Here is a 15,872-nt window from a genome sequence, read left to right as displayed (position 1 = left end):
TTTTTACCCCCTTCCTACTCGTTCTCTTATAAGCAATAAAGCAAAAACTGGTGCACCAATTAATGCTGTGATAACACCTATTGGCAATTCACTAGGTGCAATGATTGTTCGTGCAAATAAATCAGCAAGAATTAAATATCCTCCTCCGATAAACAATGATAATGGAAGAACATGTTTGTGGTTAGGTCCGATTAATAAACGGGTGAAATGAGGAATGACTAATCCAACAAAGCCGATAGATCCAGAAACAGAGACGGCAGAGCCTGTTAATAAAGATGCTCCAACAATGATGAAGATTTTTCCTTTCTGAACGTCTACACCTAAATGTTCTGCAGCTTCTTCGCCTAATGCAAAGGCATTTAATTCACGCGATCTGAAAAGCAATAAAAAAGTACCAATTAAAAAAAACGGCACAAGTAATTTTACATGACTCCACCCTCTCATGCCTATATTTCCCATTAACCAATACAAAATTGCGCGCGCATCTTCCTGAGGGCTTAAAGCAATAATCAGTGAAACAACGGCACTAATGAATGAACTCACAATAATACCTGCTAAAATAATCGTTTCAATGGATAAGGTTTTTTTAGCTAAAGCGGTCACGCTAAACACAATAAACATGGCGATAAACCCAGAAATAATCGAAACAATCGGTAATGTATATACACCTAAAAAAGAAATAGTAATCTGGAAGTATAAAACAATGACCGCACCAAGAGAAGCACCTGATGAAACTCCTATTGTAAATGGATCGGCAAGTGGATTTCTTAAAAGTCCTTGAAATGATGAACCAGCTAATGCCAACGCGGCACCAACAAAAAAAGCTAATAACACACGTGGAAAGCGAATTTCCCAAATAATTCGTTCAGCCATTTGTGGAACGGGTTCATCAAATACTTTTGTACCTAGTATTTTACTAGATAAAATGTCTATGATCACAGTTATTGGATAATGGACACTACTTATAAACAAACCTAGAAGTGCTGCCAAAATGACAAACACTCCCGTTAATAGGTACATCCAAATAAATTTATTTTTCAAAAACTTCTGGATAAATAAGTTTTGCAAGAGTCTCAACTCCGTCAATTAATCTTGGACCAGGTCTTGTCACTGTATCATTATCAACATCAAATACCTGTTCTTGTTTAATTGCAGGAACTTCATCCCAACCATCACGACTTAATACAGCTTCTTTTGGATTGTCAACATAGTAACCATATGTTGTTATAATGACATCAGGATTTAAAGAGACGATTTCTTCCTCAGTCATTTTCACCCAGCCGGTTTGATCGCCTGCTGTGTTGATTGCGTTAATTGATTCTAACATTTCATGTAAAAAAGTGTTTTGTCCAGTTGTGAAAATATCTGGAGCAGGAGAAACTTCTACCCATACTTTTTTCTTTTCTTTTACTGCTTTTGCTTTTTCTTTTATTTCTTCAAGACTTTCTTTCATTTCACTTACAACTTTTTCTGCTTCCTCTGAAGCACCGGTTACTTCTCCGACTAAGGCAATTGATTTATACACTTGATCAAATGATTCAGCACTATTAATAACAACTACATCTATACCAGCTTCTTTGAATTGTTTTAATACATCTTGATTATTTTCATGTTGATATTCTGTTACTAATGCTAAATCTGGTTGTAAAGCTAATATTTTTTCAACATTTAACTGTTGATCTCCAATTTTTTCAAGATTCGCGGTTTCTTCAGGATAATTACTGTAATTATCAACAGCAATTAGTTTGTCACCTTGTCCAATTGCATAGGTGATTTCTGTATTACTAGGGATAACTGATATGATTGTTTCTGGCTCTGTATCGATCGTTACTTCCTCACCAGTTCCATCCACTACTGTTACAGGAAATGGAGCATCAGCTTCTGATGAAGTTGCTTCCTCTGTTTTTTCTGCTGTTGTTGGTGAATCTTCTTCTGGTTTGACAGAATCTGATCCACATCCAATGGTGAACATCATGATTAGAACAAGAATGAAACTAAATAATGTCCACTTTTTTATACTTGTTGTCAATGCAAACACTCCTTATCTTTTTTTGCCAACAAAAAACGCCCATTCCAAAGGAAAAGGCGATAAATGCATAAAGATTGTGATTCTTTTAAATAGGTTTCTGTTAAATCTAATATTGATAAATATAAGTATGTAAAACCTAACCTACCATTTTCAATATTGGCTGTTAACAGAGCACATAGATAAAACACCGCATTATAAAGCCATTCTTTTCCTCGAAGAATACTTAAAAAACACAATAGGCAGGTCTCCTGGCTCATGCATCATTATGATTTCTTCCCCTTCCCATACGATAAAAGTACAGTGGTTCTAAAGAAGGTCATTCAGCAAGTACAGTGGCGGGACCGCGTTGGATTTCAACCAAACTTCCCTATTATCCTAGAAATTTTATCTTTCACTAGGACCTATTGTCGAATATTTGTTTTTTGTGACATGCATCATTATAAATGAAGTTATATTGTGTGTAAATAAAGAATTCTTATAATTTTCCAATTAATTATGTTCAGAAACTCCTGCTGATTCAAAAGTTGCCATATCATTCAACATATTTGTTGCTGCTTGTAGTAATGGAAATGCTAGAGCTGCTCCAGTTCCTTCACCTAATCTTAAATCGAGTTGTAATAATGGTTTTTTTTGTAAATAAGATAAGCCATGAATATGACCTTTTTCCTGTGACTGATGACCAGCAATTAGATAGTCACGTACATTTTCCTCCATTAATACGGCTAATACGGCAGCAGCGGTACAAATAAATCCATCAACAATCACTGGTACCTTTTGTTCAGCTGCTTTAAGAATAGCTCCCGTCATGCTAGCAATTTCAAGTCCACCTATCTTCGTTAAAATATCAAATGGGTCGTTTCTATTCGGTTGTCTATCTTGAAGTGCTTTTGAAATAATTGTTATCTTATTCTCTCTAATCGTATCTGTTATACCAGTTCCATACCCAACAGCATCTTCAAGAGAGCATCCAGTAATTAAGGAGATAATTGCACTTGCTGATGTTGTATTTCCAATACCCATTTCACCAACAATAATTGTTTTTGCTCCTTCATCCAATAGCTTAACCGTTGTATCTATTCCAACTTGTATTGCTTGATTCACTTCATCGTTACTCATTGCCTGTTCATAAGCAAAATTATTTGTTCCATTTTTTACTTTCTTTTGTTCTAACTGATCATGCTCCAGTTCTTGGGCAACTCCAACATCAACAATTTTTAGCACAGCATTTATTTGCTTAGCAAATGCATTAATTGCTGCACCACCATTTAGAAAATTGTATACCATCTGTGCTGTTACATCCTTTGGATAAGCAGAAACACCCATTTCAGACACACCATGATCTGCGGCAAACACAGCTATTCCAGGCGGTGATACATGAGGAAAAGGGTTGTTTGTTATTCCTGCAAGCTGAGTGGCAAGTGCTTCAATTTTCCCTAGACTTCCAATTGGTTTTGTTAAGGAATCAATATGAGTTTTTGCCTGTTTCATTGACTTTTCACTTATTTTTTTAATACCCTCTATCGTTTGCAATACTTCAGTTGAAACGGTCATTTATAACATCTCACTTTCTATTAATATTCAATTCCTTTAACTGCAGGGATACCTTCATCATAATAATGCTTTTCAACATTAACAACTGATACAAGATCTGCTAGCTCTTTGATTTCGTCTTTCGCATTTCTACCTGTAAAAACTAAATGAACGTGACTTGGTTTTGAAGCAATCAGTTTCTTAACTTCTTCAAGCGGTAAAACATCATCAATTGGAAATGAATCAATGGCAAGAGCATTATTTAATTCATCTAAAACAACAACATCATATTTTCCTGACATCACTGTTTCTTTTGCAATTTTCCATGCTGATTTTAGGGCGTTTCGATGAACATCAGGTGTTTTTGTCCATGTAAAGCCTTCACCAAGCTGAATCATCTCAACACCTAATTTTTCTAGAGATATTTTTTCACCATATGTACGTTTATTTGATTTAATAAACTGTAAAACCTTTACTGAAAGTCCTTGTCCAATAGCTCGAACGCTTAAACCGATTGATGCTGTTGTTTTACCTTTTCCGTCTCCTGTATAAACAAGTGTTAAACCTTTCTGTTTTTCGGTCATAGATCATTCATCCTTTTTTTAAGATTATTTTCGTAAACTTTGATGCTTTGACATGCTCGAAGGTAACAGCACTATATAAAGTCTAGTAGCAACTTTTCTACTAGAATAGTAGCTTTTATGAGATAAAAAGAATGTTATCAAACAGATAATTCATTCAATTAGCAACAATCTTTGCTAGGTAAATAGGAATTTGTTTTGTATGTATTTTTTGATTTTTTTCCTATTTCACCAGTAAAAGCGGTGTCATAGACAGTTTGGAGTCTCTCTTTTAAGTACGAGTCTTATATGGTCAAGGGCATTGAACAATATGCAAATGTCCATATGGAGCTCTCACATTGCTCATAAAAAAACGCCTTTCTAATTGGAAAGGCTGAAATTTAAAAGGATAAGAGTTGAAGATGAAAATAAAGTATACACTCTTATTCTTTCAAATCTCCTTTCCTCGAAGGATTTTTGATCAACCAAATAGGCAGGTCTCCTGGCTTACACTTCAATGCAATACAGATCCTTCCCATAAAAAATTACAGTGGATATTATCTATATGCTCAGTGTTTACAGTGGCGGGACCGCGTTGGAATTTAACCAACTTCCCTATTATTCTTAACCTAAATTAAGAACCTATTTGTGAATATTCTTTTTATTTCAATATTGCCATTATATGAAAGATAAAAATTGTTGTAAATGAATTTCATCGATTTACAAAGAAACTTATTTTTATATTTAAGTGTTTTTCTATTAAAACTGTTGTGAGGATAAAGAATTATTTAAATAATGAAAGTTTGATATATCTTTTAAAATTCTTTGGGAAGATGGAATCGTTATCTTGGTTGAAGTAATTTTAATATTCTATATCCATCACTGTATGTTCCACTATAAGAACCCAAAAAAGCCGGATATTTCAGGGGAACGATAGTTATGAAAAATTGTAAGAGTGATGCATTACTTATATGCTTTATCAAATGATCTAGAATAGTTGGGAAATTTAATGTGGATGTCGTAATTAAACAAATACTAAATAATAAAAGTGAAAAAATTGGACCTGCAAGATAGATCAAGAGATTGCTATTTTTGCTCACTTTATCTGATGGTACGTCGTGTTTGAAAAATCCAACCCAACCACTTAAGGGTTGTATCTTAATATTTATTTTACCTAAAGTAAATCCGTTACCTTTATATTGGGTTCCTAGTCTAATCTTGACAGGGGCTTTTAACAAAGTAGAAGCTGTGATTGCATGACCTAGTTCATGAACAAAAGTTGTAAGCGGAAGAATAAACGCGATAAACAATAAAAAAGTTAATAAGAAACTGATCATTATTTTAACATCCTTTATAATTATCTATCCCTGGAACTGTTAATTTATCAAAAATATCTCTTAATTAGACTGTTGACAAAAGCTCGTTTTCTTCTATGGTCACATTTACAACAAGGTAAATCAGCTCCCTACTTGGATTCATGCCTTGAAAGTAAAGCGTTTTCGATCATTCTGAAGGGTTTGGAAGTATACTTTGAATACAAATTCCCCCAGATATCCATGTTTTTTATTATCTTCATTTTAACATAAATAATAAACTATATATCATAATTTTCCATTATTGCCCTTTGTTTCAAAATCATTTATGAAGTGTTTTTGAAACATTTCTTACATTTTTGATTATGGGAAATTTGCCGCTTAAGTCCCGAGAATTCATATAAGAACCTGTATCTTGATTGTGAGAATTTTCATCGTATCTAACAATTAATTCGATATCTTTACCGTCATCTTTTAGTAATTGTTGATAATAGTTAAATATTCCCGTCTCTATTTCCAACGCTTTCTTTTTATTATATGATTCTTCTAAATCAACATAAATGCTTATCCATAAATCACTTTTTGCTTCAACGATTGTTTTAGAAAGATTTTCATTATCTTTTCTTTCTTCTAAACGATAACCAATATTAACATTAAACTCTTTCACACCAGTAATAAATTCATCTGCATATCCCCATTTTTGTAGAGCTTTTGTTTTCCACAATTCCTCTCTGTAAAAATCAATGATTGATTGTGGACGATTCCAGGCTTCAAATGTTATCCCACTAACAGTAGTGAATGTTGCGCCATAACCAATAGTACTTGTATAAAAACCTTTGCTATCTTTAATGACAATATCGTACTTTGCTTCCATTTTTTCTTTTAGTATTTCTTCTGTTTCATTTATTCTTTTATGATTACCGTTTATGATATGATCAATATAATGAAAACCTACTAAAAAGAGTATCACACTTATTGCTAAGACATAAAACATGAGATTTAATTTCTTTTTCATATTCATAATCTCCACTTTTCTAGTATTTTCTTTTATACTACTAAAGTACAATAATCACTTTTTCCCAAAGTGAGTTAAAATTTAATCCAACTTAACATATCTTTTCTTATGTTTGAGGAAAGCTTAAAGTTGTATATTATGACGTTAGTTATAGGAAAAGGTTTCATTTTTTAATTCAAATACTCATTAAATATAAAATGCATCACAAAAAAGCGTTAATCCTTTTTGGATTAACGCTTCAATATATACTTGTATCTTTCCTAGATTGATTAAAGATTTTGATTATAGAAATAAGAAAGTATAAAAATTTGTACTAGTATTGTGACTAACTCGAGGCTTAGTAAGATGATTTAGCTTATCCAATAATTATCTTAATGGTGCAAAGTCTTTTATTTCTTCAAGCACACGATCGATTTCACCTAAAATGTCGTTGCTAAGTTCAACATCAATTGCTTTTACATTTTCTTCAATTTGAGATGGTCTGCTTGCTCCGATAATCGCTGAACTGATTCCTTCATGACTAAGAATCCAAGCTAGTGATAATTGACTTAGTGTTAAGTTTAAATCTTGGGCTAAATTGTTTAATTTTTGAACACACTCTAATACATCGTTTCGAAGATAACTATTAATGACAAAATTAGTAGAATCATTTGCTGCACGACTATCACTAGGTTTTTCATTATTAGGTTTATATTTACCTGTTAACACACCTTGAGCTAGTGGAGAAAACACAACTTGTCCTATTCCATTCTGGTTAGAAACTGGTAATACATCATTCTCAATATATCTTTCTAGCATATTATAAATCGGTTGATTAGAAATGATAGGTCTTAGATGTAGATCTTTGCGTATTCCAACTGCCTTTTCAATTTGAGCTGCGCTCCATTCACTTACACCAGCATATAATATCTTCCCTTGTTTGACCAAGTCATTTAGAGCGTAAAGTGTTTCTTCCATTGGAACGTCGGGATCAAAACGATGACATTGATATAAATCAATATAATCTAATCCTAGTCGTTTTAAGCTAGCATCACATTGTTCGAAGATATGTTTTCTTGATAAGCCGCGATCATTTGGACCTTTACCCATAGGAAAAAAAAGCTTTGTTGCAACAACATAACTACTTCTTTCATATTTTTTTAAAGCCTCACCTAATACGATCTCTGCATTTCCTTCTTCATAAGCATTTGCTGTATCAAAAAAGTTAATACCTAAATTATATGCTTTATGTATACAATCATGTGCAGTTTGATTTTCCACTGATTTTCCATAAGTTAACCAGCTTCCTAAACCAATTTCACTAATTTTTAATCCACTATTGCCTAATTTTCTATATTTCATATAAACTATTCTCCTTTACCAATTTATTTAAAAGTCTCATTTCACAAAGAAGCCTCTTTGCGAAATTTCTAGTTAATTAAGAAAATCATATGCCATTGTTTCGTTTAATTCAATGAAAAAAATTCCACGAAACATAGATACTGTTTTGAGGGGAAATATAACAAATAAAGCATAACACAAATTGAAAAATGAATCCTTGTAGCAATGGCTTAAGTGATTTAAAATTTAGTCTAGGACTATTTCTTTATAAAAAAGGGGAAAATGTAGAAAAATGTCGGATGAAGTTCACGGAATTAGGTGTAAATAGATCTCAGCTTGAGTGGAAGGAAAACACATATGAAAGATAAGGTAGAAACATTAGACAATATAAAAAGAACGATTTACTTCTTTGGTAGCATCTTTATTTCAGTGTATTTAATTGGTAACTTTTTTTTATCAGATAATCCTCAAACAACAAATATTCTATCAATTTCACTAATTATTTATTTCTTAGTTAGCTTATTTTTACTAAAGAATATTGTTTTTATGCGATACCATGAAAAAATTAATATTGTTCTTATTAGTACTTATTTAATTGGTAGTTTTTACAAAAGTATTAACGAGGAATTTTTACAATTGGATATTCAGTCACTTGGAGACTTTATCATCTGGATGCCTATTTATATTATTTATTTGTTTCTTGTACTAGGTAAAAAGTATGGGTTAATAGTATCTCTTTTTGTTTTATCTTTTAATTTAATCATAGGTTTCCCCTATTTTAATGATGTAACAGGACAACAGATGGATTCAATTATTCAATATTATATAGCTAACTTAATCTATATTTTAGTGATCTATTCATTTCAATATATTGTATCGACCCATGCAGAATTTCATGCACTTAAAAAGAATGCCTATTACGATGCTTTAACAGAAATTCCAAATAGGAGAAAATGTACCATGGTATTTGAAAAATTGATTTATGATACGCAAAATGACAGCAGTTCATTTGCTGTGATATTTTTAGATATTGACCATTTTAAAAGAATCAATGACAAATATGGACATGATACAGGAGATATTGTTTTAAAAGAATTCGCATCATTGATCACAAAACACCCCTCAAAAAATGAGTTTGTAGGTAGGTGGGGTGGAGAAGAGTTTATTATTTTTTCTAAAACTTCATTACAGGATGCTTTTATCGAAGCTGAACGCTTACGTAGGATGATTGAAAACGAGATATTTACTACAGTGAATAGCGTTACCTCTAGTATAGGTGTAGCAAGTTTTTCAAAAGGAGATACAGTTGATTCACTATTAAAACGTGCCGATTTAGCTTTATATGAAGCAAAAAAATTGGGGAGAAATCGTGTAGTGAAAAATGAACTCAAGTCATAAAAATTTAACGTTCATAGGGACTGGGATATAATTAGTGAAGTTATTCAAACATAAAGAAAACTAACTGCCTGATTTTTGCAGGATCGTTTATGACCCTACAAATTAGATGAGCGCCTATAGGGTCTCCTATCGAAACGCTCATCTAAAATGATTTACATAGTAAATCTTATCAATCCTAAAAAGTGCTAAAATCACCATTTAGCATTAACATAGTGAAAATGAGTAATATAAATTTCTAGTGTGCCATTGGGTTGGCTAGAAGGTAAAAAACCATAAATATACTAAAACTAAATACTATAGCTATTGTTGAAAAAAATACTTTTCTCCTTGGGTATATGTTGATCAAAATGAAATACAAGAAGCCACTTAAAAAAATGAATAGTAGGAATTCCTGTTGTTTTTCTTTTTCCATTTCAGAACGGAAAAATACCATGTCTCCATTTATTGATAATGGAACAGTATAGATGGATAGTAATAGTCCAAGAAAAGTAAAGATTCCATAAATCGTTAATACTGTTTTTACGCTAATCTTTTTCCTTGAAACAATTTCAATATTACGTGTTGATTGTGGATTTACATTCAATTTTACACCCCTTGCTCATTCTTTTTATCTAATATTACCATTTATTTCCTTAAAAGTTCCATATAAAGCCAGACAATTTATTGTTTGCTTCTATAATAGGAAAACACTAAAAAAGTTATTGGCATTCAATGAAGGATTCTTTTTAATTTGCTATTTTGTTTGTTTTACTTTTTAAGTTATTAATTATCCATAATGTAATGATACTAATAAGACCAACAAATGATAAAACACATATTACACTAATCATTGGCTGGATTTTGAAAGCATAAATAAATTTATCAACTTCATAAATTTGTTGTGGATCAGAGTTTGTATTAGGAGTAAAAACAATCTGATTTTTCCAATCTTCTTCTACCATTAAATATGAAGCCGACCACGAAGTTGCATAGAAACAATATAAAAAAACTGGCAATAAAATAATAAACAGCAATAACTTTTTCAAATGTATCACTCCACATAAAAATATTAGTTCAACCTACTTCTTGAAGATTTGACATTTATCAAAATAATCATTGATGATACTTATTTATTCTTTATGTTTCTTTCTATATGTAGGGATTAAAAGTGATCCAATGATAAAACTTGCAAAAGAAAGTCTTCTAATTAAATCGTAGTACTCATCAAATTTGAAAAATAAAACATTCACACTCATAGCAATTGCACCTATTACTACAAAAATACAACCAAATATCATTCTATTCATCATTCTTATTCTCCATATCTCTTATAATATTTATCATGAAAATGATTTACAGTATCTTGAGCAATATATTTTTATTCTAATAATATACAAATAACTAATTTACTTACTATTGATCTTTATCGAATGAAAGTTCAATTCTTTGAACATAACTGATTTCTTTTGTTTCTATTTTGTATTATTTTACCACATTCTCTTATTTCTTTTACATGTATTTACCATTTTATTTTGTTATTGAGGTTGTGGCTCAATAACAATGCTAAGTTAATAGATATTTAAAAATTTTATACAGGTTCTCTCTATATATATGCATCAAAAAACCAACAAGAAATTCTTGTTGGTTAGAATAAAATAAAACGAATTAATATGCTGTCCATCCTGCATCACCAGTGATAACTGTTCCATTTACGAAACTTGATTCATCAGTGGCAAGAAATAATGCAATGGTAGCAATATCTTCTGGTTTTCCTAGACGAGGATTAATAGCAAGTCCTGGTTGAATTCGTTCCATTCCAAATGAGTTTACACCTGTCATAGAAGAACTGATATTTGTTTCAACTGCACCTGGTGCAATGGCATTACAACGAATTCCTTTCTTAGCATACATAAATCCAGTATTCTTTGTGAATCCAACAACTGCATGCTTTGAAGCTGTATATGCTGCACCAGCTCTTGCTCCTTGAAGCCCACCGGCAGAAGCAATGTTAATAATTACTCCATTTTTCTTTTCTATGAAAATTGGAAGTGCTTTTCGTGTTGCACGCATTACACTAGTTGTATTAATGGCAAATACTCTTTCCCATTTATCATCTTCAATATCACCGGCAGGTTCAAAGTTATCCATAATCCCTGCATTATTTACTAAGATATCTAATGTTCCATAAGTTTCAACAGCGGTATCAACAAGATTTTGGATGTCTTCTTCTTTCGCAACATTTGCCATGACTGCAATTGCTTCTCCACCATTAGATTTTATTTCTTCCACCGTATTATTTGCCGCTTCTAGATTTATATCAGAAACCACTACTTTTGCTCCTTCTTTTGCATAAAGAATCGCAATTGCTTTTCCCATTCCTGAAGCTGCACCTGTTATAATGGATACTTTATTTTCAAGTCTCATTTCAATTCCTCCGAGTATGATTAAATTTAAACTATTGATTTTAACAAACAGTTGTTGATTATCTATCAACTATCTATAGTATAATAATTAATGTATTTACTATTCAATCAGCAAAAAGCTACTGAAATGTTTGTTATTGTACACTTCTAGATTTTAATAATAGATAAATTATTTTAATGAACATCGGAGGGTATCTATGTCTAATAAAAATGAATACATAGATAGAAGGATTGTTAAATCGAAGAAAGCGATGAAAGATGCGATTTTATCATTAATGCAAGATAAAGACTTTAAAGAGATTTCGATATCGGATATCGTGAGAGCGGCTGATCTAAATAGAGGAACTTTTTATAAACACTATCAATACAAAGAGGATCTTTTAAATGAACTAATAGATGAAGTGATTGCAGATTTGGTTGCTTCTTTTCGAGAACCATATAAAGACATTGAAATACTTGATGTGAAAAATCTTACAACGTCTGCTGTCAAAGTGTTTGATCATGTTCAAAAATATTCAACTTTTTATTCTTTAATTGTCTCTACAAGTGTTTTAGCCGGATTTCAGCAAAAATTTTGCGAGGTTTTAAAAGAACTAACTTTGAATGATTTAAATGAATCAATCCCTAACTCAAAAGTAAACAGAGAATTGCACGCAAGTTATCAGGCTTATGCTATTTTAGGGTTAATCATCGAATGGATTCAGGGGAATTTTAAATATAGTTCAAGTTATATGGCTGAACAATTACTAGAAATTCTAAAACATAATAAATCTGCTACATTTATCAACACTAAGAATTAAAAGAGTAATAATACACAGCTATTCTACTATGTTTACCTTTTCATCTTCCTTATTGATATCGTTATAGTATCCTTATGCTATACTTTCGAAGTGATATTCACTTTGCGCGATAATAATATTTCTAAAGCCATACAACTTTTTTTGCTGTTTTCGTAAAGTTTATGGTTTTTAGTATTCTATTGAAACAACTCTGTATAAAGTCTAGTGAAATCTTTTCTTCTACAGATTGTACCTTTTATACGATAAAACATTGGTTCTAACAGATAAAAATGTCAATAAGTAACAATCTTGCTGAAAAGAGTATTTAAAAAAGTATTCTTCCTAGGAATGTACTGTGAGCCTCCTCTGAGCACAGTACCTGGATAAGTTACTTCGACGTATTTCTTTAAGAAGTACTAAGTAAGAGTTTCATAAAATCACTTTTAACATAGCCAAGCTGAACAAAGAGGATGTCTCTAAAAAGCTCCCCTTTTTAGAACACCCTCTTTTCTACTCTAATTCCTTATTTATGATCAATAATGGACCAAAATGCTGGCTTAACTTTATATTCAGGGTCAAATACAAATGGGGCATCTTTTCCAACACCATCGTTATATTCTTCTGCACGGTCATCCAACCATGTATGGTTATCTGTAATTCCCCAGAGTGTCACATTACTAATTTTGTCATCTAATTTTTCATACAATTTGAATAATGCATCATAGCGATCAGCTTGATTTATAAACACTTCAGCTGGAATTTCGTCGTATGTTTTATATGCAGGTCTCGGTGGCCATCCATAAAGGCTAACATCAAGCTCTGTGATTTGATTATCTAATCCAAGGCTAGCAAATAGATTAATAGAATCTTCGGTTTGTTGCAATGTTGGCCATCCAATTTGTATATGAGATTGGTGTCCTACTCCATCAATTGGAACACCTTGATCTAAAAGATTTTTTACTAAGTTATACAAATCATCTCTTTTTGAAGGTACTTCTGTATTATAATCATTGATATAAAGGTTTATATCTTCGCCACCATATTTTTCCGCTGTTTCAAAAGCTACCTTTATAAAGTCAGTTCCTGTAAGTTGATACCATTCTGAATTTCGTAATCCCCCACCATCATCAATTACTTCATTGACAACATCCCAAGATTTCACATCATTCTTATAACGTTCAACAATTGTTTGCACATGAGTTTCAATACGTTTTAATAAAAGTTCTTTATTTGCTTTCCGTTTCAATGGATCTGTTTCATCTACCATGGCATTGCCCTCTTTATCTTCGAAGAACCATCCAGGTATTTGACTATGCCAGATAAGTGCGTGAAAGCGAATTTCCATATTATTTTCTTTAGCAAATTGAACGATTTTATCTGCCTTTTCAAAGTTGAATTTTCCCTCTTCTGGTTGAATATTTACTGGTTTCATAACATTTTCAGCAACAATGCTATTATAATGACGTTTTAACATTTGTGCGTCTTTTCCTTCTAATTGATAAGGCTCTACTGCTGCACCGATTGTGAAAGACTTTTTATATCTTTGATCAAGTTGTGGAGCTGTTAATGCACTAATGCTAGGTTTATTTGTATTAGCAGCAGAAGCAGTACTCATCCCTACTGGTAATATTAAGGCTAAAGCTAATCCAGAAATAATCGGTTTTCGTAATACATTTAACATGTTTAATCTCCTTTTTAAATATATTTTTTTGAAAAGGTTTTCATTAGTTAATATCTGAAAAAACACCATTCCTCCTCTTTGTGAGAATCTAGTTAAGATATTAAGTAAGGGCTTTCAAAATCTTCTATATGTAATAGATATCCTAACTGAGATTTATTATAACAGCGCTCACTTAGTTTAGATACCCAACAAACTAAGTTTTTCAGTGAAAAGATAAAAACAGTTATATAGTAATAGAGTTATATAGTGTTAAAAGACTACTATGGCGAGAATTTTAGCTAATAATAGAATGAAATGTGGTTTCTAAGTGCTAGTTTAATTAAACCTTATAAATTGATTAAAAGTTATAAAATTATGACAGAAGATAAAATCAGGTCTGTTAAAAAGACCTGATTTTGTTTTTTACTTATTAATTTGTAAAAAATGAGTTGCATTTGGTAGAAAACGAAAATTGGTATTGTGCAACTCAAAATGAATATTATTTGTTTTTATTTCTTTTAATAATGTGTCTAAATGAGGGTATAGTTCATTCTTAAATCCAACTAAAGGATAAATTCGCATTGTTCCACCCTTTTTTAGCACTCTTATCATTTCTTTCAAAGCTTGCTTGTGAAATTCCAGATCAAACTGATTTTGATATAAAAATAGAAAGTGATTGCAAAGGATTAACGAAAAGCTATCATCAGCAAAAGGAAGATTTGGTAACGCAGCTGAAATATAAGTCTTACCTCTTTCTAATGTATAACTTTCAATAAATTGCTGAAATGATTGATTTCTTATCTCTTTATGTTGAGTGAGGTTTCTGTAATAGTCCCATGCTAAGGAATCTTTAATAGTCTCTAGCTTCTCATTTGCAATAAGCATTTCCTTCTCACCAAACTGAACCATTTCATCCACTGATAAATGATATAGAGGATCAACTGCTATTCCCTTATATCCATTTTTATTCAATTCAGATATAAATGAAGATGCTCCCGATGCAACATCAAGAACTTTGCCAGTTTTTAATAAGTGTTCATCTAGCATAAACATATCCTGATATTCCTTGAATGATCGGCATGTCATAGCTACACCTTTTTGTTCATAATATATCGTTTTATTCATGCTCAGCTCTCCTCTTCTCTGGTATACTAAACTCAACTCTGCTAAAAACACTCAATTTCATTATATTGTAGAATTCCATAAATATACAGTATTATTTGTTATTTTACTTACGTGAGTGTAAGAGTAAGAAGGTTGTGAAATTGATGAAACCAATTTATTGGAATACCATATTGTTTGTGGCTGTATTTTTTGCATTTGTTGGTTTTGATTATTTTAGAGAACATACATTTAATTGGACAGAAAACTTTATTCAGACTTAAATTTATGTGATGATCTATATAGTAATAATGGTTTTATTTGAAAAAGGTTTTAAGAAGAGGAAAAGTAAGTAATTCGTAGTTCATGACTCTTATATTATTTTAATAACAAAAATCGTTTTTAAGAAAATTGAAAAAATATTAATATGCAGAAACTTGCAAAATATGTTATATTTTAATTAAATAACGTGTATAAATAAAAAGAACGGTAAGGTGCACGAACACCCTACCGTCAGCACAACACAATCCTCTTCATTAAGAGAGAAGCAAAACTTGATATGATCGTAAAAACCACCCTATCTAAGCTGTGGGAGCTAAAGGGTGGTTTTCACTGTTTCTTGTCGAATGACAAAATTGTGATAATCAACATTGCAAATGCAATCATAAGACTAATCGCTTCAAATGTCGTCATTAGCATTCACCTCCCTTCTATCTTCTAGGAGGTTGAAATACTTCCACCCTTAACTCCGATTGATGTTGTGCC

Annotated in this window: 16 protein-coding genes and 2 riboswitches; of the genes, 2 read left to right on the top strand and 14 right to left on the bottom strand. The window is 31.6% G+C overall.

Going from position 1 to position 15,872, the window contains the following annotated elements; genetic code table 11:
• Positions 1-3: 3 nt before the first annotated feature.
• From LC076_RS00350 to LC076_RS00320, 7 genes are all read right to left on the bottom strand, one after another.
• Complete coding sequence (locus LC076_RS00350) at positions 4-1,068, bottom strand: FecCD family ABC transporter permease (protein WP_226665283.1); 1,065 nt, start codon at positions 1,066-1,068, stop codon at positions 4-6.
• On the bottom strand, positions 1,031-2,017 hold the full coding sequence (locus LC076_RS00345; RefSeq protein ID WP_226666137.1) for an ABC transporter substrate-binding protein: 987 nt from the start codon (positions 2,015-2,017) through the stop codon (positions 1,031-1,033). The genes LC076_RS00350 and LC076_RS00345 overlap by 38 nt, the downstream gene beginning before the upstream one ends.
• A 232-nt stretch (positions 2,018-2,249) precedes the next feature.
• Positions 2,250-2,449: riboswitch (cobalamin riboswitch) on the bottom strand.
• A 69-nt stretch (positions 2,450-2,518) separates the two neighbouring features.
• Entirely contained in the window at positions 2,519-3,580 is a 1,062-nt protein-coding gene (cobT, locus tag LC076_RS00340) for a nicotinate-nucleotide--dimethylbenzimidazole phosphoribosyltransferase (protein ID WP_226665282.1), read from the bottom strand.
• Between the two features lie 20 nt (positions 3,581-3,600).
• A complete protein-coding gene (locus tag LC076_RS00335) occupies positions 3,601-4,143 on the bottom strand; it encodes a cob(I)yrinic acid a,c-diamide adenosyltransferase (RefSeq protein WP_226665281.1) in 543 nt (180 codons plus the stop codon).
• A gap of 450 nt (positions 4,144-4,593) precedes the next feature.
• A riboswitch (cobalamin riboswitch) is annotated at positions 4,594-4,780 on the bottom strand.
• A gap of 181 nt (positions 4,781-4,961) precedes the next feature.
• Positions 4,962-5,456, bottom strand: a complete 495-nt coding sequence (locus LC076_RS00330) for a M50 family metallopeptidase (protein ID WP_226665279.1) — start codon at positions 5,454-5,456, stop codon at positions 4,962-4,964.
• Positions 5,457-5,754: 298 nt separating this feature from the next.
• A complete protein-coding gene (locus LC076_RS00325; protein WP_226665277.1) occupies positions 5,755-6,447 on the bottom strand; it encodes a hypothetical protein in 693 nt (230 codons plus the stop codon).
• 366 nt (positions 6,448-6,813) lie between these two features.
• Positions 6,814-7,788 (bottom strand): aldo/keto reductase family protein, encoded by a 975-nt coding sequence (locus tag LC076_RS00320; RefSeq protein ID WP_226665275.1) that lies wholly within the window; start codon positions 7,786-7,788, stop codon positions 6,814-6,816.
• Between the two features lie 336 nt (positions 7,789-8,124).
• Here LC076_RS00320 and LC076_RS00315 point away from each other — a divergent pair, with 336 nt between their 5' ends.
• Positions 8,125-9,165, top strand: a complete 1,041-nt coding sequence (locus LC076_RS00315; RefSeq protein WP_226665274.1) for a GGDEF domain-containing protein — start codon at positions 8,125-8,127, stop codon at positions 9,163-9,165.
• Positions 9,166-9,400: 235 nt separating this feature from the next.
• On the opposite strand, the gene LC076_RS00310 is transcribed toward LC076_RS00315, so the two are convergent.
• From LC076_RS00310 to LC076_RS00295, 4 genes are all read right to left on the bottom strand, one after another.
• A complete protein-coding gene (locus tag LC076_RS00310; RefSeq protein WP_226665271.1) occupies positions 9,401-9,748 on the bottom strand; it encodes a hypothetical protein in 348 nt (115 codons plus the stop codon).
• Between the two features lie 142 nt (positions 9,749-9,890).
• A complete protein-coding gene (locus tag LC076_RS00305) occupies positions 9,891-10,190 on the bottom strand; it encodes a DUF4306 domain-containing protein (RefSeq protein WP_226665270.1) in 300 nt (99 codons plus the stop codon).
• 84 nt (positions 10,191-10,274) lie between these two features.
• Entirely contained in the window at positions 10,275-10,451 is a 177-nt protein-coding gene (locus LC076_RS00300) for a hypothetical protein (RefSeq protein ID WP_226665269.1), read from the bottom strand.
• Positions 10,452-10,809: 358 nt separating this feature from the next.
• Complete coding sequence (locus tag LC076_RS00295; protein ID WP_226665268.1) at positions 10,810-11,568, bottom strand: SDR family oxidoreductase; 759 nt, start codon at positions 11,566-11,568, stop codon at positions 10,810-10,812.
• Positions 11,569-11,764: 196 nt separating this feature from the next.
• On the opposite strand from LC076_RS00295, the gene LC076_RS00290 reads away from it, so the two are divergent.
• Positions 11,765-12,367 carry a TetR/AcrR family transcriptional regulator gene (locus tag LC076_RS00290; protein ID WP_226665267.1) on the top strand — a complete coding sequence of 201 codons (603 nt, stop codon included), beginning with the start codon at positions 11,765-11,767 and terminating at the stop codon, positions 12,365-12,367.
• Between the two features lie 502 nt (positions 12,368-12,869).
• Here the strand turns inward: LC076_RS00290 and LC076_RS00285 are convergent.
• The 3 genes from LC076_RS00285 to LC076_RS24455 all read right to left on the bottom strand — a co-directional run bounded on the left by LC076_RS00285 (position 12,870) and on the right by LC076_RS24455 (position 15,800).
• A complete protein-coding gene (locus LC076_RS00285) occupies positions 12,870-14,027 on the bottom strand; it encodes an endo-1,4-beta-xylanase (RefSeq protein ID WP_226665266.1) in 1,158 nt (385 codons plus the stop codon).
• A gap of 402 nt (positions 14,028-14,429) precedes the next feature.
• On the bottom strand, positions 14,430-15,131 hold the full coding sequence (locus tag LC076_RS00280; RefSeq protein WP_226665264.1) for a class I SAM-dependent methyltransferase: 702 nt from the start codon (positions 15,129-15,131) through the stop codon (positions 14,430-14,432).
• Between the two features lie 585 nt (positions 15,132-15,716).
• Complete coding sequence (locus LC076_RS24455; protein WP_226666135.1) at positions 15,717-15,800, bottom strand: putative holin-like toxin; 84 nt, start codon at positions 15,798-15,800, stop codon at positions 15,717-15,719.
• Positions 15,801-15,872: the final 72 nt, after the last annotated feature.

It is taken from the genome of Metabacillus litoralis (assembly GCF_020524045.1).
Taxonomy (GTDB): Bacteria; Bacillota; Bacilli; order Bacillales; family Bacillaceae; genus Metabacillus; species Metabacillus litoralis_C.
This window is presented reverse-complemented; position numbering and strand designations above follow the sequence as displayed.